The sequence below is a fragment of the Rhodovulum marinum genome, assembly GCF_004343075.1.
GTDB classification, from domain to species: domain Bacteria; phylum Pseudomonadota; class Alphaproteobacteria; order Rhodobacterales; family Rhodobacteraceae; genus Rhodovulum; species Rhodovulum marinum.
Genome location: NZ_SLXP01000006.1, coordinates 44594 through 64773 on the forward strand (window position 1 = coordinate 44594; position 20180 = coordinate 64773).

22 protein-coding genes are annotated in these 20180 nt (G+C 64.6%); 12 read left to right on the forward strand and 10 right to left on the reverse strand.

Annotated elements, in window-relative coordinates; genetic code table 11:
• The first annotated feature begins 173 nt into the window (after positions 1–173).
• On the forward strand, positions 174–941 hold the full coding sequence (locus EV662_RS10420; protein WP_132462107.1) for a squalene/phytoene synthase family protein: 768 nt from the start codon (positions 174–176) through the stop codon (positions 939–941).
• Between the two features lie 77 nt (positions 942–1018).
• Here the strand turns inward: EV662_RS10420 and EV662_RS10425 are convergent, their stop codons facing one another.
• Positions 1019–1564 (reverse strand): YceD family protein, encoded by a 546-nt coding sequence (locus tag EV662_RS10425; RefSeq protein ID WP_132462108.1) that lies wholly within the window; start codon positions 1562–1564, stop codon positions 1019–1021.
• 121 nt (positions 1565–1685) lie between these two features.
• Between EV662_RS10425 and EV662_RS10430 the strand changes: the two genes are divergently transcribed.
• Positions 1686–2114 (forward strand): outer membrane protein assembly factor BamE, encoded by a 429-nt coding sequence (locus tag EV662_RS10430; protein WP_341799080.1) that lies wholly within the window; start codon positions 1686–1688, stop codon positions 2112–2114.
• Positions 2115–2118: 4 nt separating this feature from the next.
• Here EV662_RS10430 and msrB read toward each other — a convergent pair whose 3' ends face one another.
• Positions 2119–2514: a peptide-methionine (R)-S-oxide reductase MsrB gene (gene msrB, locus EV662_RS10435; RefSeq protein WP_132462110.1), complete on the reverse strand. Its 396-nt coding sequence runs from the start codon at positions 2512–2514 to the stop codon at positions 2119–2121.
• Positions 2515–2621: 107 nt separating this feature from the next.
• Between msrB and EV662_RS10440 the strand changes: the two genes are divergently transcribed.
• The 3 genes from EV662_RS10440 (at position 2622) to EV662_RS10450 (ending at position 6421) form a co-directional block, all read left to right on the forward strand.
• Positions 2622–3368 (forward strand): GNAT family N-acetyltransferase, encoded by a 747-nt coding sequence (locus EV662_RS10440; protein ID WP_132462111.1) that lies wholly within the window; start codon positions 2622–2624, stop codon positions 3366–3368.
• Positions 3369–3475: 107 nt separating this feature from the next.
• Complete coding sequence (gene alaS / locus EV662_RS10445) at positions 3476–6133, forward strand: alanine--tRNA ligase (RefSeq protein ID WP_132462112.1); 2658 nt, start codon at positions 3476–3478, stop codon at positions 6131–6133.
• On the forward strand, positions 6134–6421 hold the full coding sequence (locus EV662_RS10450; protein WP_132462113.1) for a DUF1330 domain-containing protein: 288 nt from the start codon (positions 6134–6136) through the stop codon (positions 6419–6421).
• Positions 6422–6442: 21 nt separating this feature from the next.
• Here EV662_RS10450 and EV662_RS10455 read toward each other — a convergent pair whose 3' ends face one another.
• Positions 6443–7132, reverse strand: coding sequence for a DUF6639 family protein (locus tag EV662_RS10455; protein WP_132462114.1), 690 nt, complete (start codon positions 7130–7132; stop codon positions 6443–6445).
• Between the two features lie 64 nt (positions 7133–7196).
• Positions 7197–9017 (reverse strand): translational GTPase TypA, encoded by a 1821-nt coding sequence (gene typA / locus EV662_RS10460; RefSeq protein WP_132462115.1) that lies wholly within the window; start codon positions 9015–9017, stop codon positions 7197–7199.
• 213 nt (positions 9018–9230) lie between these two features.
• Here typA and EV662_RS10465 point away from each other — a divergent pair, with 213 nt between their 5' ends.
• Entirely contained in the window at positions 9231–9938 is a 708-nt protein-coding gene (locus EV662_RS10465) for a VPLPA-CTERM sorting domain-containing protein (protein ID WP_165915576.1), read from the forward strand.
• Positions 9939–9979: 41 nt separating this feature from the next.
• Here the strand turns inward: EV662_RS10465 and EV662_RS10470 are convergent, their stop codons facing one another.
• The 4 genes from EV662_RS10470 to EV662_RS10485 form a co-directional block, all read right to left on the reverse strand.
• Positions 9980–10315: a DMT family transporter gene (locus EV662_RS10470; protein WP_132462117.1), complete on the reverse strand. Its 336-nt coding sequence runs from the start codon at positions 10313–10315 to the stop codon at positions 9980–9982.
• 317 nt (positions 10316–10632) lie between these two features.
• Positions 10633–11019 carry a helix-turn-helix domain-containing protein gene (locus EV662_RS10475; protein WP_165915577.1) on the reverse strand — a complete coding sequence of 129 codons (387 nt, stop codon included), beginning with the start codon at positions 11017–11019 and terminating at the stop codon, positions 10633–10635.
• A gap of 183 nt (positions 11020–11202) precedes the next feature.
• Positions 11203–11805 (reverse strand): YitT family protein, encoded by a 603-nt coding sequence (locus EV662_RS10480; protein WP_132462314.1) that lies wholly within the window; start codon positions 11803–11805, stop codon positions 11203–11205.
• Between the two features lie 115 nt (positions 11806–11920).
• Positions 11921–13132, reverse strand: coding sequence for an NADP-dependent isocitrate dehydrogenase (locus EV662_RS10485; RefSeq protein WP_132462119.1), 1212 nt, complete (start codon positions 13130–13132; stop codon positions 11921–11923).
• A gap of 334 nt (positions 13133–13466) precedes the next feature.
• Between EV662_RS10485 and EV662_RS19535 the strand changes: the two genes are divergently transcribed.
• A complete protein-coding gene (locus tag EV662_RS19535; protein WP_165915578.1) occupies positions 13467–13778 on the forward strand; it encodes a hypothetical protein in 312 nt (103 codons plus the stop codon).
• Positions 13775–15322, forward strand: coding sequence for a methyl-accepting chemotaxis protein (locus EV662_RS10490; RefSeq protein WP_165915579.1), 1548 nt, complete (start codon positions 13775–13777; stop codon positions 15320–15322). The genes EV662_RS19535 and EV662_RS10490 overlap by 4 nt, the downstream gene beginning before the upstream one ends.
• 326 nt (positions 15323–15648) lie before the next feature.
• On the opposite strand, the gene EV662_RS10495 is transcribed toward EV662_RS10490, so the two are convergent.
• Together EV662_RS10495 and EV662_RS10500 are read right to left on the reverse strand one after the other, a co-directional pair.
• Positions 15649–15918, reverse strand: a complete 270-nt coding sequence (locus EV662_RS10495; protein WP_207903611.1) for a hypothetical protein — start codon at positions 15916–15918, stop codon at positions 15649–15651.
• A gap of 14 nt (positions 15919–15932) precedes the next feature.
• Positions 15933–16586 (reverse strand): alpha/beta hydrolase, encoded by a 654-nt coding sequence (locus EV662_RS10500; protein ID WP_132462121.1) that lies wholly within the window; start codon positions 16584–16586, stop codon positions 15933–15935.
• A gap of 148 nt (positions 16587–16734) precedes the next feature.
• Between EV662_RS10500 and iscR the strand changes: the two genes are divergently transcribed.
• From iscR to EV662_RS10520, 4 genes are all read left to right on the forward strand, one after another.
• Positions 16735–17196, forward strand: a complete 462-nt coding sequence (gene iscR, locus EV662_RS10505; RefSeq protein WP_132462122.1) for a Fe-S cluster assembly transcriptional regulator IscR — start codon at positions 16735–16737, stop codon at positions 17194–17196.
• Positions 17197–17262: 66 nt separating this feature from the next.
• Positions 17263–18309 carry a cysteine desulfurase family protein gene (locus EV662_RS10510; RefSeq protein ID WP_132462123.1) on the forward strand — a complete coding sequence of 349 codons (1047 nt, stop codon included), beginning with the start codon at positions 17263–17265 and terminating at the stop codon, positions 18307–18309.
• 57 nt (positions 18310–18366) lie between these two features.
• Positions 18367–19908: a Fe-S cluster assembly protein SufB gene (gene sufB, locus EV662_RS10515; RefSeq protein WP_132462124.1), complete on the forward strand. Its 1542-nt coding sequence runs from the start codon at positions 18367–18369 to the stop codon at positions 19906–19908.
• Positions 19908–20177: a hypothetical protein gene (locus tag EV662_RS10520; protein WP_132462125.1), complete on the forward strand. Its 270-nt coding sequence runs from the start codon at positions 19908–19910 to the stop codon at positions 20175–20177. The genes sufB and EV662_RS10520 overlap by 1 nt, the downstream gene beginning before the upstream one ends.
• Positions 20178–20180: the final 3 nt, after the last annotated feature.

Consider the following 20180-nt stretch of genomic DNA (forward strand, 5'->3'; position numbering starts at 1 on the left):
GCCGAGGATGGCAGGATATGCAACTCGGGCTGGGGGCGGAGGACTGATCTTGCCTCATTGCGGGTGCCTGCGCCGCGCGGCCGGGTCAAGGCGGTGTGGGCGAATGGTGAAGTCGCAATACCCTGCGCCTGTCGGGGTGTGGTCGAACGTCTGTTGAACGTCTTGCGGCCCCGATGAGCCTGGAGGCCTGTGCAGATATCGTTCGCCGCGGCGACCCTGACCGATTCCTTGCCGTCATGGCCGCGCCGGTGGCCGTGCGGGTACGTCTGTTGCCGCTGTACGCCCTGAACGTCGAAGTTGCGCGCGCGCCCTGGCTGACCGAAGAGCCCATGATCGCCGAGATGCGGCTGCAATGGTGGCGCGACGCTTTGGAGGAGATCGCCGCGGGCGGCCCGGTGCGGCGGCACGAGGTCGCGACGCCGCTGGCCGAGGTTCTGGGTCCGACCGAGGCTAAGTTGCTTGACGGTCTGGTGGCGGCGCGGCGCTGGGATGCCTATCGTGATCCCTTCGGCGATGGCGCCGCACTGGAAGCCCATCTGGATGCAAGCTTTGGTACGCTGATGTGGGTTTCGGCCCGTGTTCTCGGCGCCACACAGGGCGAAGGGGCGCTGCGGGATCTGGGGCGCGCGCAGGGTTTGGCAGCTTGGCTTGTCGCGGTGCCCGAACTTGAGGCGCGTGGACGCATTCCGTTGATCGACGGCCGGCCCGAAGCGGTTTCGGCGCTTGCCCGGCGGGGGTTGGGCTGGTTGCGCGCGGCATACACGGCCGCCGATCCGGTGCCGGTGCTGGCACGGCCCGCAGCGCGGGCAGCCTGGCGGACAGGGCCGATTCTGCGCCAGGCCGCCGCCGAACCCGACCGGGTGGCCGAGGGCCGGCTTGGCTCCTCGGAATTCCGCCGGCGGGCGGCGCTGATTGCCCGCGTGCTGACCGCGCGCTGGTAGGTTCAGGGCCCGGAAGTTGCCCGGCGCGGGACGCTGTTGGGGCATGGCCGAGCGGGTATCGTTCTCGGCAGCAGGCGCTATTCCGGTTCCTGTTGGTCCTTCAGCCGGGCAAGAGCGGCAAAGGGGCGGGTATCCTCGTCGCGCATCGGGGTTGTGCCGGGCGGGCCAAAGACCGCCTGCCCGATCTCGGCGCCCTCGGCCCGCGGATATAGTGGCAGCGCCAGGGCCAGAGCTTCTTCGACGACGTCCATCGGGTCCAACAGCTCGGGCAGCGGCTCTTCGGTGTCGTCCTCGGGCATCTCGATCTCGTGGTGCACCGGCGGCGGCATCTCGGCGCGATAGGTGCGCACAACGTCGGTTTCGATCCGCGTCGTCACCGGCGCAAGCGTCACGACACAGGGCTGGACCACAGTTGCGCCCAAGCGACCGGTCAGCCGCCAGTCGCGTCGGCCCTCGGGGGCGAATTCACCCTCGAACCGCAGTTTCTTTACCGCCAGCAGCCCCAGCCGCGCAGCGATAGCGTCACGCACCGCGTCAGAAGGCACCAGAACCAGAGGCAGGGGAGCGCGTCCGGACAGCGCCGAGGGGCGAATGGTGGGGGTGCTTTCGTCGTGATCGGCCATGGGCGGCGTTCCTTTCTTGAACCCGGGGGGCTCTCCGATGTAAGGGGATAGGAGGCAAGCGCCCTTGTGACAAGAGGTTGGCATGGCAAGGCCCCGGGCAGGTTCCGCCAGATTGGCATTGGTGGCCGTGCTGTGCACGGCGCTGGTGTCCTGTTCGCCCATCAGCCGCACCCACGGTTATGCACCCTCGGAAGAGGACCTGTCGCAGATCGTGGTCGGGGTCGACACCCGCGACTCGGTGGCCGAGGTTGTCGGGACGCCGTCGACAGGAGGCGTGATCCGCGACGAGGCCTGGTACTATGTCGAGAACACCTGGGAGACGGTCGGTTTTCGTGCTCCCGAAAATGTCGACCGGCAGGTGGTTGCGATTTCCTTTGCCCAGGATGGCACCGTCGAGAATGTCGAGCGGTTTGGGCTGGAGCAAGGTCGCGTCATCGCGCTGAACCGGCGCGTGACCGAGGCCAACGTCAAGGGCATTTCGTTCCTGCGCCAGCTTATGGGCAATATCGGGAACTTCCGGGCCGCCGACGTGATCGGCCCGGATTCCTGATCGTTTAGCCGCGTTCCTCGAACTTAAGCGCCACGCCGTTGATGCAATAGCGCATTCCGGTGGGGGCCGGGCCGTCGGGAAAGACGTGACCCAGATGTGCGTCGCACCGCGCGCAATGGACCTCGGTCCGGGTCATGAAAAAACTCTTGTCGGTGCTTTCTTCGACGGCATCCGACTCCATTGGCCGGGTGAAGCTGGGCCAGCCGGTGCCGCTGTCGAACTTGTCGGCCTGGTCGAACAGGTCCGCGCCGCAGCAGACGCAGCGAAATGTGCCGGGCGCCTTGGGAAAATCGTCATGGGTGAAAGCGCGTTCGGTGCCATGCTTGCGGGTGACCTTGTAGGCCAGGTCTGACAACTGGTTTTTCCATTCGGCGTCGGTTTTGGTGATCTTGTGGGGCATGTTGTCTCGCGCGCTTGTCGTTGGGGTGTCACATCTTGTGTGCTATCGGCCTGACAAGCATATTTAGCCAGGCGGAAGGCATCCGCCAATCCGGTGGAGCAGTCACGATGCTGTCACTTCGCAAGGGGCGCTATGTGGCCCGCCTGGCCGAAAGCCCCGCAGATGTCGAGGCCGCCCAGAGTTTACGCTATCTGAGTTTTCGGGCGTCGGACGACGCGCCCGCCGGACTGGACACCGACCGGTTCGATCCCCAGTGCCGTCACGTTCTGGTCGAGGAACAGCGCAGCGGCACCCTGGTGTGCTGTTTCCGCCTGCTTCCGCTGAAGGGCGGGGCCGAGATCGGACAGAGCTATTCGGCGCAGTATTACGAATTGTCCGCACTGCAGCAATTCGATGGCCCGATGGTCGAGATGGGGCGGTTCTGCATTCACCCCGATTGGCGCGACCCGGATATCCTGCGCGTCGCCTGGGGGGCGATGACACGGTTCGTGGATGAGGAAGGGGTCGAAATGCTTTTCGGCTGTTCCTCGTTCAAGGGCACCGAGGCCGAGGCCTACATGGATGCCTTTGCTCTGCTGAAAGAGCGTCACCTGGCGCCGCCGCGCTGGCTTCCGCGGGTCAAGGCGCCGAACGTGGTGCGGTTCGGCCAGATGCTGCGCCTGTGCAAACCGGATGCGAAGCGCGCCATGCTGGGCATGCCGCCGCTGTTGCGCAGCTATCTGGTCATGGGCGGATGGGTGTCCGATCACGCGGTGGTTGACCGCGACCTGAACACGCTTCACGTCTTTACCGGGCTGGAGATTCGCGCCATCCCAGCGGCGCGCAAGCGCCTGTTGCGTGCCGCGGCGGGTTAACCGCGGTCCGTCAGGTGTGCCTCGTGCCGCCTTGCCCATGGACAGCCCTGCTGCACGGCGATACATCGTGCCCAACACTTGCCCCTTGATCCAGAGGCCAAACACTCATGCCCAGCCTGAACGAAATCCGCTCGACCTTCCTGAGCTATTTCGAACGTAACGGCCACGAGGTGGTGGACAGTTCGCCGCTTGTGCCGCGGAACGATCCCACGCTGATGTTCACCAATTCCGGCATGGTGCAGTTCAAGAACCTGTTCACCGGTGTCGAAACCCGCGACTACAAGCGTGCGACGACCTCGCAGAAATGCGTGCGCGCGGGCGGCAAGCATAACGACCTGGACAACGTCGGCTATACCGCGCGGCATCACACTTTTTTTGAGATGCTGGGGAATTTCAGCTTCGGCGATTATTTCAAGGACCAGGCCATTCCGTTTGCCTGGGAACTGCTGACCCGCGATTTCGACATTCCCAAGGATCGACTGCTGGTCACGGTCTATCACACCGATGACGAGGCCGCCGATGTCTGGAAGAAGGTCGCGGGGCTGCCGGATGAGCGGATCATCCGCATCCCGACCTCGGACAATTTCTGGCAGATGGGCGATACCGGCCCCTGCGGCCCCTGCACCGAGATCTTCTACGATCACGGCGACCACATCTGGGGTGGCCCGCCGGGCAGCAAGGACGAGGACGGTGACCGGTTCATCGAGATCTGGAACCTCGTCTTCATGCAGTTCGAGAAGTTCGAGGACGGCACCCAGCGCGACCTGGAGGCGCAGTCGATCGACACCGGCATGGGGCTGGAACGGATTGGCGCACTGTTGCAGGGCAAGCACGACAACTACGACACCGACCTGATGCGCGCGCTGATCGAGGCCTCGGCAAACGTGACCTCGACCGAACCAGACGGGCCGGGCAACGTGCATCACCGAGTGATCGCCGACCATTTGCGCTCGACCTCGTTCCTGCTGGCCGACGGCGTGATGCCGTCGAACGATGGACGGGGCTATGTGCTGCGCCGGATCATGCGTCGCGCGATGCGGCACGCGCATCTGCTGGGCGCGACCGACCCGGTGATGCACCGTCTGGTGCCGGCGCTGGTGACGCAGATGGGCGCGGCTTATCCCGAGTTGCGTCGCGCGCAGGCGTTGATCGAGGAGACGCTGAAGCTGGAGGAAACGCGGTTCAAGCAAACGCTCGACCGTGGGCTGCGGCTTCTGGACGAGGAACTTGACCGCCTACCCGAGGGGGCGGCGCTGCCCGGCGAAGCGGCGTTCAAACTGTATGATACCTATGGCTTCCCGCTGGACCTGACGCAGGACGCGCTGCGTGAGACGGGTCGCGGCGTGGATGTGGCCGGCTTTGACGCCGCGATGGCCGAGCAGAAGGCCAAGGCGCGCGCAAGCTGGTCGGGGTCTGGCGAGGCAAAGGAGGCGCGCGTCTGGTTCGACGTGGCCGAGCGCGTGGCCGCGACCGAATTCCTGGGCTATGACACCGAGGTGGCTGAGGGCCAGGTGATGGCGCTGGTCATCGATGGCGCCCAGGTCGATGCAATCGCCGAAGGCGCCGAGGGCTGGATGGTCGTGAACCAGACGCCATTCTATGCGGAATCGGGCGGCCAGGTCGGGGACACGGGCACCTACCTGAAACCCGAGGGGGCCGGGATGATCCTGGATACCCAAAAGATGCCGGGGGGCCTGTTTGCTCACAAAGTGCAGCCCGAGAAGGCAGCGCTTGCGGTGGGCGACGCGCTTGAATTGCGTGTCGATCACGGGCGGCGCACGGCGATCCGTGCCAACCATTCGGCCACACACCTGTTGCACGAGGCGCTGCGCCAGGCATTGGGCGATCATGTTGCGCAAAAGGGGTCGCTGAACGCGCCTGACCGGCTGCGCTTCGACTTCAGCCATGGCAAGGCGATGTCGCCACAGGAACTGGCCGCGGTCGAATCCGAGGTCAATGCCTTCATTCGCCAGAACACGCCGGTCGAAACCCGGATCATGACGCCGGACGACGCCCGCGCGATCGGTGCGCAGGCCCTGTTCGGCGAGAAATACGGCGACGAGGTGCGCGTGGTCTCGATGGGCCGCGCGGCGACGGGCAAGGGCCATGACGGGAACACCTGGTCGATCGAGCTGTGTGGCGGTACCCATGTGCGTCAGACCGGTGACATCGGGCTTTGCGTGGTGCTGGGTGACAGCGCGTCGTCGGCGGGTGTGCGCCGGATCGAGGCGTTGACGGGCCAGGCCGCGCTGGATCACCTGATCGCCCAGCAGAACCGGCTGGCCGAGGTGGCCGAGGTGCTGCGCGCTCAGCCTGCCGATGTGGCGGCGCGTGTGCGGGCGCTGGTCGACGAGCGCCGTGCGCTCGAGAACGAGGTGGCGAGCCTGCGCCGTGAACTGGCCCTAGCCGGTCCCGCGGGTGCCGCCCCCGAGACACGGGAAGTGGGCGGGGTACCGTTCTTCGCCCAGGTTTTTGCGGGCGTATCGGGCAAGGACCTGCCGCCGCTTATCGACGAGCACAAGGCCCGGCTGGGCAGTGGTGCTGTGCTGTTGATCGCGGACTCTGGCGGCAAGGCGGCCGTTGCGGCCGGTGTCACCGACGATCTGACGGGCCGGGTCTCGGCCGTCGATCTGGTCAAGGCGGCGGTCGCGGAACTGGGTGGCAAGGGCGGTGGCGGGCGGCCCGACATGGCGCAGGGCGGCGGAAAGGATGCCGCGAACGCCGAGGCCGCGATCAAGGCCGCCGAAGCGGTGTTGGAGGGATAGATGGGCGCACTCTGGATCGCGCATGTCACGGTGACTGACCCCGAGGCCTATGGCAAATACGCGGAACTGGCCGGGCCTGCCATTGCGAAACATGGCGGCACCTTCGTCGCCCGCGGCGGCAGGTTCGTTCAGCTCGAGGGCAGGGAACGCCCGCGCAACGTGGTGGCGCGTTTCCCGTCCGTCGAGGCGGCGGTGGATTGCTATAACAGTCCCGAATACCAAGAGGCGCTGAGCCATGCGCGCGGCGCCTCGGAGCGCGAGCTGTTGGTGGTCGAAACCAGCGAATAAGGCGGCCCTGTTTCCCGTGGGTCAGTACGGATCGACCCACAGGGTCCGTTTGCCGCGCACCAGATCCCCCACGAAGGCGCATCCATTGTCGGGCTGGCTGAAATGCAGCCATGCGGCCTGTGCGAAATAGCCCGGGTCCATGCGTGCGATGAACCCGTTCAATCGACCGGTGTTGTCCGGGTCGTCGATGCCGTTGCCGTCCAGGATGGCGGCTTGATCGGCGGGCTCCAGCGCGTCGATCTGCAGTGCGAACGCGATGTATTCGTGATCGGCGAGGCACGGGGTCCCACTGCACTCGGCCTGGTCTAGGAACGCGTGGACCAGTTCATGTACTATCAGGCTGTCGAACAGCGCCTGCGGTGTGATGCGCCGCCAGATGCTGTCCGGTGCCAGAATCGATGGCAGCGCCCTGGGCGCAGTCACCGAAATGCTATCGTCGTGGCAGTGGTATTGAGCCATGCACGCGGTCAATGCGTGGGTAATCTGCGGAAGGACACGGATGGTCAGCGGCTGCGCCTGATGCAGATTGCAGGCATCAAGTCTGGGGCGGGCACGGGCCACGGCGGCACAAACTGCCGCGGCATCGTCAGGAGATTCGGCTTCAACCGAGATCAGTGGGTCACCGGGGCAAGAATGGGGCGCGGCGCGGCCGGGCCCCGTCCAAATCGCCAGCGCGATGCAGATACCCACTGCCGTTGCCGCGGCGCCCATGTCCCCCGTTCCCTCGCCCGAGCCTAAAGCCTAGGACGGGCAAGGGATACCTGTCCAGTGCCGGTTATCCGGCGGCGCGAGACTGGCGCTTGCGTTCATGCGGATCGAGGAAGCGCTTGCGCAGCCGGATCGCCGTGGGTGTCACCTCGACCAGTTCGTCGTCGTCGATATAGGCGATCGCCTCTTCAAGGCTCATCTTGACGGGCGGGGTCAGCGTGACCGCGTCATCCTTGCCCGCGGCGCGGACGTTGGTCAGCTTCTTGCCCTTCAGCGGGTTCACCTCGAGATCGTTGTCGCGCGAGTGTTCGCCGATGATCATGCCCTGGTAAACCGGCTCTTGCGCCCCGATGAACAGCCGCCCGCGGTCCTCGAGGTTGAACAGCGCGTAGGCAACCGACGTGCCGTCCTCCATCGAGATCAGAACGCCCGCGCGACGCCCGGGGATCGGGCCTTTCCAGGGCGTCCAGCCATGGAACACGCGGTTCAGCACGCCGGTGCCGCGGGTATCGGTCAGGAATTCGCCGTGATAGCCGATGAGCCCGCGCGAGGGCACATGGGCGATGATCCGGGTCTTGCCCGCACCTGCAGGCCGCATCTCGACCATCTCTCCGCGCCGCGCACCGGTGATCTTTTCGATCACCACGCCGGAATAGTCGTCATCCACGTCGATGGTGACTTCCTCGACCGGCTCCAGCCGCTGGCCGTCCTCTTCGCGCATCAACACCTGCGGGCGCGAGATCGACAGTTCGAACCCTTCGCGGCGCATGTTCTCGATCAAGACGCCCATCTGCAATTCGCCGCGGCCTGCCACCTCGAAGGCTTCGCCGCCGGGCGTGTCGGTCACGTGGATCGCCACGTTCGATTCCGCCTCGCGCATCAGGCGGTCGCGGATCACGCGGGACTGCACCTTCTTGCCGTCGCGGCCCGCAAGCGGGCTGTCATTGATGCCGAAGGTCACGGAAATCGTGGGCGGGTCAATCGGTTGGGCGGGCAGGGGGGCGGACACCGAGGGTGCGCACAGCGTATCGGCAACGGTCGCCTTGGACATGCCCGCCAGCGACACGATATCGCCGGCCTCGCCCATCTCGATGGGCTGTTGTGACAGCCCGCGGAAGGCCAGCACCTTGGACACGCGGAAACTCTCGATCTGATCACCCTTGCGCGACAGCGCCTTGACCGTGTCGCCCGGCTTGACCGTGCCGCTTTCGATGCGGCCCGTTAGGATGCGGCCGATGAACGGGTCCGCGCCCAGCGTGGTGGCCAGCATCCGGAACGGTTCGGCGGTGTGGTTCAACTGCTTGGGTGCGGGAACGTGATCGAGGATCAGGTCGAACAGCGCGTGCAGGTCCTTGCGCGGCCCGTCCAGCGTCGCATCCGCCCAGCCTGACCGTCCCGAAGCATACATGTGCGGGAAATCCAGTTGTTCTTCGTTCGCGCCGAGGCTTGCGAACAGGTCGAACACCTCGTCGAGGGCGCGGTCGGGTTCGGCGTCGGGTTTGTCGACCTTGTTCAGGACCACGATGGGGCGCAGGCCAAGCGCCAGCGCCTTGGAGGTGACGAACTTGGTCTGCGGCATCGGGCCTTCGGCGGCATCGACCAGCAGCACCACACCATCCACCATGGACAGGATGCGCTCCACCTCGCCGCCGAAATCGGCATGGCCGGGGGTGTCGACGATGTTTACCCGGTGTCCGTCCCATTCGACCGAGGTCGCCTTGGCGAGGATGGTGATGCCGCGTTCGCGTTCCAGGTCGTTCGAATCCATCGCCCGTTCGGCAACGGCCTGATTTTCGCGGAAAGCGCCGGATTGGCGCAGGAGTTGGTCCACCAGGGTGGTCTTGCCGTGATCGACATGCGCGATGATCGCGATGTTGCGAAGGTCCATGGGATGCCTCATGCAGGGATTGCCGCGGCCATAGCCGGTTCACGCTGAAAAGGCGAGGAGAAAAAGGGAACTGCGCGCGATGGTGATACAATCGCGTGGCAATACGGGAATTCCCTACCTTCCAGAGCGATCAAGATGGTTGCTCATCCAGCTTGGAATCGTTCAAGGTTGTACTGCGGTCGATTGGGCCGTTACGATCAATTGGGATTTGGAATGGGAAATTTCACGTGTTTTGAACGCTTTGCTGTCACCGCGGCTGCTACGTCTCTGCTTGCTCTGGTGGGGGCTTTCGGTGCATCGGCGGAAACCATTGTCTACAACGGCCTCGCCGGAACCTCTGTGGCCAACGGTTATGCCGATTTCGATCTGAACGGCGATGGCTTTGACGATATAGGGTTCTACGCCTTCGATTACGTGAGTGGCACCCAGGAAGGTGGGGTGGGAACGTATTCGTACGAGCTTGGAGGAAAGTTGTATCGTACCTCTATCGTGAACGAGTCCGACGCGACCATTGGTGCGACCCTCGCCGTCGGGTTCAATCCGGGTGACGCGATCGACGCGACCTCTGGCGATTTCGGTGGCGGCGGCGAGCTTTACGTCAATGGTAGCGGTACGCCTTACGGTATCCTGGCGGCTGCCGGATCATCGGCTTACCTCGGGTTCCAGATCGAGGTCGGCTCCAATTTCGGAACGAATGACGGTTATTATTTCTTCGGTGCCGCTCAGGAAACCTACTACGGCTGGATCGCGGTGGAGCGTGGAAGCGTCATCCTGGGGGATTACGGCTTGCAGAACGTCTCGGGTGAAGCTGCTGCCATCCCGACGGTTGGTTCCGGGCCCAGCCCAGTCCCGCTGCCCGCAGGCCTGCCGTTGCTGCTGGCCGGGCTTGGTGCACTGGGCTTGGTTCGCCGCCGGCGCTGAGCACCCTATAAATCATGGGCCGCGCGGGGCGCGGCCCTTTCTCAATGGGTCGAGGTCTTCGAGAACAGGTGAATCACCAGAATCCCGAGAATGATCAGCCCCATCCCCAGCAATGCAGGCAGGTCAATTCGCTGTCCGAAGACCCACCAACCGATGGCGGCGATGAACACGATGCCCAGCCCCGACCAGATCGCGTAGGCGATGCCCACCGGGATGGTTTTCAGCGTCAAGGCAAGGAAATAGAACGAAAGCGCATAGGCCACGACCACCAACGCAGATGGACCAAACCGTGTGAATTGCTGGCTGGCATGCAAGGCAGAGGTGCCGATCGTTTCGGTCAGGATCGCAAGCACAAGAAAAATATAGGATTTCGGCACTGGACACGATCCGATCTCGAAATTTCAAGGACTGCACAGACAGTCGCGTGCGGGGACGCTCTTGGCAAGCCGCTCCTTGCCGAGGAGGCGGGTCGTGTTGCGACACGAAGCCACGCGTTTGCATTCACGGAGTTGGTGAGTACCTCGCTTCGGGTCTGGTTTTGAAATGGTTGCAGAGACTCCTGAGAATCGGCATGCACCCCGTCCGGACCAAGTTTCTCCACCGGCGTTATGTCGATCAGATCATTGCGATCCACGGTCGCGTTTGACCGCTTGCGAAGGGGCTGCAAGCCCTGATCGGAAGGATGATCTGCCTTTCAGTGCATCTCGAGGTAGAGCCCCACGATCTCCATGACCTTGGCCTCGAACTGCGGGTCGTTGGACACCTTGAAGCCCTTCGTCAGATGCGGCTTGAGACCGGCCTCGGCCCAGATGCGCCCCACGCTCGACGGCGATATGCCCGCCGCCGCCGCCGCCGCCATCGTGGCGCGGCTCCAGTGCGTGGCATCGGGTGGCGTCTCCTTCACCTTCTTGGTGATCACCGTCAGGCGCGTCTCCCTCGGCAACGGCGATACCCGCGACGGCCGGGTCTTGTCCCGCTGCAGCCCCTCGATGCCTTCGTCGAGATACCGCGCCTGCCAGCGCCAGACGGGTCGGCTTTGACGTCCCGGCGCGCCGCATGATCTCGCTGGTCCCGCAGCCATCCGCCGTCGCCAGGACGATCTCCGCACGCCAGACATCCTTGCGCGGCGTGTTTTGATTGACGCAGAGCGCCATGAGTTGCTCGCGATCAGCGGGGCCAAGATACAGGCAGATGTCGTCACGTCTCATGCTTCGATAGTGACACATCCGTTCACCGTTGGGAATCTTCCGTCAGGTGGCGAACACTAGCGGGCTATATAACGGTCGCGCCGGTGGTTGGTCGCGATGATGACGTTCAGAAGCGCCGCTCCCAGCAAAGACCAGGCCACCGTGACGACCGGGATCACCGCCAGCGCGAGGGCAAAGACCACCGCATCAAAGCCCAACTGCACCCAGCCCGCCCGGATACCGCGGCTGTCTTGAAGCCAGACCGCGACGATGCCGACGCCGCCCAGGCTCGCGCCGTGGCGGAACAATGCCAAAAGTCCCGCACCCGCCGTGACACCGGCAAGGATGGCGGCGACCGGCGGGGTCAGCGGCGTGACGACAAGGACATGGGGCATCACTTCGGTGAACAGTGCCAAGAGCCCCACCGCAGCGAAAGTTTTCAAGGTGAAGGCCCGGCCCATCCGGCGCAAGGCAAGCCAGTAGAACGGCAAGTTCAACGCGAAGAACACCAGTCCGAACGCCCAACCGGTCGCATAGCTCGTCACCAGGGACAGGCCTGCGATCTGTCCCGTCACCAGTCCGGCGCCCTGCAGAAATTGCAGCGAAAGGGCGACCAACAGGGTGCCGACCAACAGGCCTTGTAGGTCTTCGAGAAGAGAATGACGAGCGAAACCGGACATGGTCCGGAAATGGCGCGGCACGGCGCCGATGTCCAGAAGAGGCGAAGGCCCCCGGCGTGCCTCGGGGAATGAAAAAAGGGCCGGCGTCGCGCGCCGACCCTTTCATATCTTGGTCTCAGCCGAGCGCCTTGTTCAGGTTCTCGTCCACCTTTTCGAGGAAGCCCATGGTGGTCAGCCATTTCTGATCGGGCCCGACCAGAAGCGCCAGGTCCTTGGTCATGAAGCCCGTTTCCACGGTCTCGACCACGACCCGTTCCAGCGTTTCGGCGAAATGCTTCAACGCGTCGTTGCCGTCCAGCTTGGCCCGGTGCTTGAGGCCCCCGGTCCAGGCGTAGATCGACGCGATAGAGTTGGTCGAGGTCTCCTCGCCCTTCTGGTGCTGGCGATAATGGCGGGTCACGGTGCCATGCGCCGCTTCGGCCTCGACGATCTTGCCGTCGGGCGTCATCAGCTGGCTGGTCATCAGCCCGAGGCTGCCGAAGCCCTGCGCGACCGTGTCGGACTGCACGTCGCCATCGTAGTTCTTGCAGGCCCAGACGAAGCCGCCGTTCCACTTCATCGCGCAGGCGACCATGTCGTCAATCAGGCGATGTTCATAGGTGATGCCAGCTTCCTTGAACTTGTCCGCGAATTCCTCGTCAAACACCTTCTGGAACAGGATCATGAACTGGCCGTCATACTGCTTCAGGATAGTGTTCTTGGTCGAAAGATACAGCGGCCAGCCCATCGACAGCGCGTAGTTCATCGAGGCTCGGGCAAAGTCGATGATCGACTGGTCGAGGTTGTACATCCCCATGTAGATGCCCGAGGACGGCGCCTTGAACACCTCTTCCTCGATCACGGTGCCGTCCTCGCCCACGAATTTCATCGACAGCGTGCCGGGGCCGGGGAATTTCATGTCCGTGGCGCGATACTGGTCGCCATAGGCGTGGCGGCCGATCACGATGGGCTTGGTCCAGCCCGGCACCAGGCGGGGCACGTTCTTGCAGATGATCGGGGCGCGGAACACGACGCCGCCCAGGATGTTGCGGATCGTGCCGTTGGGGCTGCGCCACATCTTTTTCAGGCCGAATTCCTCGACGCGGGCCTCGTCAGGCGTGATCGTCGCGCATTTCACGCCGACGCCGATTTCCTTGATCTTCTCGGCGGCGTCGACGGTGATCTGGTCATCGGTGCGGTCGCGCTCCTCGATGCCCAGGTCGTAATACAGCAGATCGATGTCGAGATAGGGCAGGATCAGCTTCTTCTTGATGAAGTCCCAGATGATCCGGGTCATCTCGTCGCCGTCGAGCTCGACGACCGGGTTGTCGACTTTTATCTTCGTCATTTGGCCCCTCGTTGTTGGTATCGGGAATCGCGCCTCGCCTGCGTGATAGCCGATTTCCAAGAGTTCGGCCAGAGCGGTATGCGTTGGTATACAGGAGGGTCTGCAAGGGTCCTCTATCGCTGCCAACGGCGCGGGTTCGCCAGAGCCGACCAATGTCTCTGACGGCGCATTCGGCGCATCAGTGGCCCTGTTGCGCGGTTCAGGCCCGATCGCGCCCCAGGTCGGACGCAGGGCGGGTATCCGGCCGGACATGTTCCGGGGACGGGCCGTGCCGGTCGGTGGGTATTCACCGTTTGATAACCCGTTCCGCTCATTCTCCAGACCTATGACGCGCGTGCGACCCTCCGATGCCGTTCTTCTCGGGCTGACGCTGCTTGTGACGGCGGCGACGGTCCCCGTCAGCCTGGTCATGGCCGGACCGGCCGCGTCGGGCCGGCCGGCGCTGGTCGTGGTGCCGCCATGGGGGGCACGGGCCGCGCAGGTGATTGCAGCGGGCCAAGGATACGAGATCGGCCCTTATGTCGCGCCGATTGCGCGCTTCGCGGTGTTGCAGAATCCGCATGCCGCCCGTGCGGCGGGGGCCTGGGCGGTTCTGGATGCAGAGGCGTTGTTGACGCTTTGTGGATTCGAAGGAACTCTTCCATGACAAGCGAAGCTCTTGGTGCCGAACGCGGTGTCTGCAAACTGTCCGAACGCGTGCTGATCTGGATGGCACCGGTTCCGGTCTTGGCCGCGTGGCATGCGGGAAATGCGGTCACGCCGATGCTGGTGATGGCGGTGGCACTGGCCTCTGCCGGGATCGCCGCGCGCCAGATGCGCAGCGCCTTTCGACGCGAGGTGATCGCGACCGGGCTGATCGGCCAGTCGGCGCTTTTTACCGCCGCGATGGCTGGCCATCCTTGGCAGATCGACACGCACATGATGTTCTTCGCGCTGCTCGCGGTGGTCTCTACGATGCGTAGTGTGCCGGCACTGATCCTTGCCTGCGGGGTGACGGCTGTGCATCACCTTTCGCTCAGTTTCCTGATGCCGGCGCTGGTTTATCCCTCGGCGGACCTGGCCGCCAATCTTGCACGCACGACCCTGCATGGCACGATCGTCGTAATCGAGGGGGCGATCCTGACGCTGTCGATGCTGCATGCCCAGCGCCAGCGCCAAGAGTTGGTGACCCACCGGCACGAGGCCGAGACATTGGCGCGCGAGGCCGAGATTGCCAAGCAGGCGGCCGAGCGGGCCGGCGCGGACACCGAAACGGTGGTCCAGACGCTGAGTACGGCGCTTGAAAGGCTAGCGGCGGGTGATCTGCGCTGTGCCATCGACGCGCCTCTGCCGCTTGCGCATGACGCGCTGCGGCGCGATTTCAACACCGCGGTGGCAATGCTGGCCGAAAGCCTGTCCGACGCGGTGGCCGCCGCGTCCGAATTCCACCGCGAGGCGGACGCGATCGCCGAGGCGGCGGGAAATGTCTCGCGCCGGGTCGAGGGCCAGGCCAATGACGTGACCGAGGTGGCGCAGGTGTTGCGCGACCTGACCGCAACGCTCGCCCACACGGCCGATGGCGTCAGCGAGGTCAGCGAAAGCGCGTCGACCGCCTCACGCAGCGCTGCCGAGGCGGCGGCCGTGGTTCGCGACGCGATCGCGGCGATGGCCCTGATCGAGAAAAGTTCGGGCGAGATTTCCTCGATCATCCAGTTGATCGACGACATCTCGTTCCAGACCAACCTGCTGGCTTTGAATGCCGGTGTCGAGGCGGCAAGGGCCGGTGAGGCGGGCAAGGGGTTCGCCGTGGTCGCCTCCGAGGTGCGGGCCCTGGCCCAGAGCACCGGGAACGCGGCGCGCGACATCAAGACGCTGATCCAGACCTCGGCGGGCCATGTCGCCAGCGGGGCGGAACTGGTGATGCGGGCGGGAAGCGCGTTGGAAGGCATCGGCGCCGAGGTCGACCATGCCAGTGCGCGCGTCACCGAAATCGACCGGACCGCGCGGTCGCAGGCCGACGCGTTGTCCGAGATGAACGGGACCGTGCAGCGTATCGACACCAGCCTGCAGGCCAATGCCGCGCTTGCCGAAGAGATGTCGGCGATGGGGGCGCGGATGGCACGCGGGGCGGGTGCGCTTGACGATGCCCTGTCGGGCTTCGGGCTTGGGTCGGCCGGGGCCGTGCCGCGGCGCATATCGGCCTTGGGCTGACCGGGTTCGCCGGGTGCGGTACGCTCGGGACGGAAAGCGGGTCGCAAACGGGCATGGCGGGATCCGGCAGTTGCGTGACAGTGAACTCTGGCCCGCGATCTGCCTCAATCCGCTCTTCGAAAGCAGGGCGTATGTCCGGGGGCGGCTAGTGGCACCCGTGAGGCACCGCAAAGACGTACACCCTTGCGGGCGAGCCGTCGTCCTGTACTGAAAGAGCGTTGAATAATGGCCCGCCCCGGCTTGTCCGGCGTCATGAACATGTTCGGGGTGCGCCAGCGGTCGGTCGGTGCGGCGGCGGAACGCCGCACCGTCGAGGAGGCATAGGGCTAGTCCGTGCGAGGCGCAGCGGTCCCGCCGTCCGGGCTTGGCCCCGGTGCAGGCAGGGCGCGTTCCGCCTGCTTGCGCTCCATCAGTACGCGGCCCCGCCCCAGCGCGCGCCGGATGCGCACTGCGGTCATGAACGCCTCTTGCGTGGTGGGTGAGGATTCTCCGATGGCCTTCGACATCTCGTCGATCAGGCGCTCGTCGCCAAGCTGTTCGGCCGCCTCAATCGCCTCGCGCGCCAGCGCATCGGCAAGATCCTCAAGCAGAGCCATCGGCCGATCCTTTGCTAACGGGTGCCTTCGGTCAGGCGGCGTTGCACATAGCCTGTCACGTGTTCGATCAGCGTGTCCATGTGCGGGTCCTGGAAGAAATGATCGGCGCCCTCGATCTCGTCATGGGTGATCGTTATGCCCTTTTGTTCGTGCAGCTTGTCGACAAGCGCACGGGTATCGGCGGGCGGTGCGACGCGGTCGGCCGACCCGTTGATGATCAGCCCCGACGAGGGGCAGGGCGCGAGGAACGAGAAATCGTACATGTTCGCAGGCGGGCTGACCGACACGAAGCCGGTGATCTCGGGGCGCCGCATCAGCAGTTGCATTCCGATCCAGGCCCCGAAGGAAAAGCCAGCTACCCAGCAATGCTTGGCGTTCTGGTTCATCGACTGCAGGTAGTCGAGGGCCGCAGCGGCATCGGACAGTTCCCCGATGCCTTGATCGTATTCGCCCTGGCTCCGGCCGACACCGCGGAAATTGAACCGCAGCACGGTGAAACCCATCCGGTGAAAGGCGTAATGCAGATTGTAGACGACCCGGTTGTTCATCGTGCCGCCGAATTGCGGATGTGGATGCAACACGATGGCGATCGGTGCGTCCTTGTCCTTCTGGGGGTGGTAACGGCCTTCGAGGCGGCCTTCGGGTCCGGGAAAGATGACCTCGGGCATTTTTGTTCTTCTCGTTCGCGGGGCCCGGTTTCTTGACGAAATCGGTCGGGCTTAATAAGGACAGGGTACCCGGCGCGCGCGGGCCGGAGGGTGCATTTCGAGGTAATGGGCCGTCCGCGCGCCGTCAACCGTTTGCGGGAGTATGGCGATGAAGTTGAGCACCAAGGGCCGCTACGCGATGGTGGCACTGGTCGATTTGGCGTTGGCGCCCGAGGATGCCTTGGTGTCGTTGTCCGAGGTCTCGCGGCGCCAGGACATTTCGCTTCCATATCTCGAGCAGTTGTTCGTCAAGCTCCGGCGCGCGGGGCTTGTCGAGTCCGTGCGTGGGCCGGGTGGGGGGTATCGCCTCGCGCGGCCGGCTTCCGAGATCCGGGTGGTCGACGTGCTGGGCGCGGTCGATGAGACCGTGAGCGCGATGCACAAGGGGGCGGGCGTGTCGGGCGGGCTGTCGGGCAGCCGGGCGCAATCCCTGGCGAACCGGTTGTGGGAGGGGCTCTCGGCCCATGTCTACGTCTTCCTGCACCAGACGCGGTTGTCGGATGTGACGTCCAACGACCTTGCACCGTGCCCGGCAGTGCCGGCGCTGTTCGAGGTGGTGGACGACAGCTAGGGCTTTGCCCCCGTCCACAGATGCGAGGGCCCCGGGGCTATTTCGGGCCAAGAGGAAGGACAGTGCATGGCTGGCCGGGTCTACCTGGACTGGAACGCGACGGCGCCGCTGCGCCCCGAGGCACGGGCGGCGATGATCGCGGCGATGGACGTGGTGGGAAATCCGTCTTCGGTGCACGCCGAGGGCCGGGCCGCGCGGGCGCTGGTGGAAAAGGCCCGCGCGCAGGTTGCCGCGGCGCTTGGGGCCGAGGGCGCGGAGATCGTTTTCACCTCGGGGGCAAGCGAGGCGGCGGCGCTGGCTTGTGCGGGGCGCGGTCTGGAGGCGCCTGATATCGAGCACGATTCGGTCGCGGCCTGGGTCGACCCCTGCCTGCCGGTGGATCGGGATGGCCGGGTCACGGTGCGCGACCCGGGGCGCACGGCGCTGCAACTTGCGAATTCCGAGACCGGCGTGATCCAGGACCTGCCAGCGGGCATTGCGGTCTGCGACATGACCCAGGCGTTCGGCAAACTGCCCGTGGCGTTCAAATGGCTGGGTTGCGACATGGCGTTGGTTTCCGCGCACAAGATCGGCGGGCCGAAGGGCATCGGCGCGCTGGTGATGCGGCCGGGCAGCGAGATCGTCGCGCGAATCCGTGGCGGCGGTCAGGAGAGCGGGCGGCGGGCCGGAACCGAGAACATCGTGGGAATCGCCGGGTTCGGTGCGGCGGCGAGCGCGGCAGCAGGCGACCTTTCCTCTGGAAAATGGCTAGAAATCGAGCAATTTAGAAATATTCTAGAAAATATCGTTGAGGCCGGCGCAAAAGAGACTATTTTTGTCGGGAAAGCTGCGCGAAGGTTGCCCAACACCGCTTGTTTTGCCACTCCGGGTTGGAAGGGCGAAACCCAGGTGATGCAGATGGACCTGGCCGGGTTCGCGATTTCCGCGGGCGCGGCCTGTTCCTCGGGCAAGCTGCGCGCCAGCCGCGTGCTGGTCGCGATGGGCTTGGGTGAGGCAGCGGCCGCGTCGGCGATCCGGGTGTCACTTGGGCCCGGGACGACAGAGGAAGACGTGACGCGCTTTGCCGAGGCATGGGTTTCGGCGGCGGCGAAATTCAGGGCCCGTGCGGGCTGAAAGAAGAAGGGACCGGGGCGCCCGTTGGGGTCCGGCAGGAAAAGGCGGAAGGATCACATGGCTGCTTTGGACAATTCCGATCACGACGAGATCACCGAGGTGCGCGAGGGCGTCGATCGCGAGACCGTGGAAACCGTCCAGTCGATGGCCGGCAAGTACAAGTACGGCTGGGAAACCGAGATCGAGATGGACTATGCGCCGATGGGCCTTACCGAGGACATCGTGCGGCTGATCTCGGCCAAGAACGAAGAACCCGAATGGATGACCGAGTGGCGGTTGGAGGCGTTCCGCCGCTGGCAGAAGATGGAAGAGCCCGACTGGGCGATGATCGACTACCCCGAGATCGACTTCCAGAAACAGTATTACTATGCCCGTCCCAAGAGCATGGAGACCAAGCCGAAGTCGCTGGACGAGGTCGACCCCAAGCTTTTGGAAACCTACCAGAAACTTGGCATCCCGCTGAAGGAGCAGATGATCCTAGCGGGCGTCGAGGGCGCCGAGGACGCGCCCGCCGAGGGCCGCAAGGTCGCTGTCGACGCGGTGTTCGACTCGGTCAGCGTGGGCACCACTTTCAAGAAGGAGTTGGAGAAGGCGGGCGTTATTTTCTGCTCGATTTCCGAGGCGATCCGCGAGCATCCCGAACTGGTCAAGAAATACCTCGGATCGGTCGTTCCGCAGACCGACAATTTCTATGCCACGCTCAACAGCGCGGTCTTCTCCGACGGCTCCTTTGTCTACGTGCCGCCTGGCGTGCGCTGCCCGATGGAGTTGTCGACCTATTTCCGGATCAATGCCGAGAACACCGGCCAGTTCGAGCGTACGCTGATCATCGCCGACAAGGGGGCGCATGTGTCGTACCTGGAAGGCTGCACCGCGCCCCAGCGCGATGTTGCGCAGCTGCACGCCGCGGTGGTGGAAATCGTGATCCTCGACGATGCCGAGGTGAAGTATTCCACCGTCCAGAACTGGTTCCCGGGTGACGAGAACGGCAAGGGCGGCATCTACAACTTCGTCACCAAGCGCGCCGATTGCCGGGGTGCCCGGTCCAAGGTGATGTGGACGCAGGTGGAAACCGGCTCGGCGGTGACGTGGAAATACCCTTCGTGCATCCTGCGCGGCGACGATGCCCAGGGCGAGTTCTACTCGATTGCCATCACCAACAACTGGCAGCAGGCCGATACCGGCACCAAGATGGTGCATCTGGGCAAGAACACGCGAAGCCGGATCGTGTCCAAGGGGATTTCCGCAGGCCACGCCCAGAACACCTATCGCGGTCTGGTCAGCATGCACCCCAAGGCCAAGAACAGCCGAAACTACACCCAGTGCGACAGCTTGCTGATCGGCAGCACCTGCGGGGCGCATACGGTGCCGTATATCGAAGTGCGCAACAATTCCTCGCGGGTCGAGCACGAGGCGACCACGTCCAAGGTGGATGACGACCAGCTGTTCTATTGCCGTTCGCGCGGGATGGACGAGGAAGAGGCCGTTGCGCTGGTGGTGAACGGGTTCTGCAAGGAGGTTCTGCAGGCGCTTCCGATGGAATTCGCCATGGAGGCGCAGCAGTTGGTGGCAATTTCGTTGGAGGGAAGCGTCGGCTGATGGGCTCGTCGTGGTTTGTGCCAAAGACGCATGGCTATGGTGCCTTCCCGGCAAACTGGAAGGGCTGGGCGGCGGTGGCTGTCTTTTCGCTGCTGCTGGGGCTTGTGGCGATTGCGGTTTTCGCCCCGTTGGGGCGGCTGGGTGTGGCGCTGTTCTGGCAGGTGGCGCTGTATTTGCTGCTGACCGCCGTTCTGGCGCTTGGGTTTATCGTGATCGCCCGGCGCAAGACGGGCGGTAACTGGCGCTGGCGCTGGGGTGATGATGACTGAGGA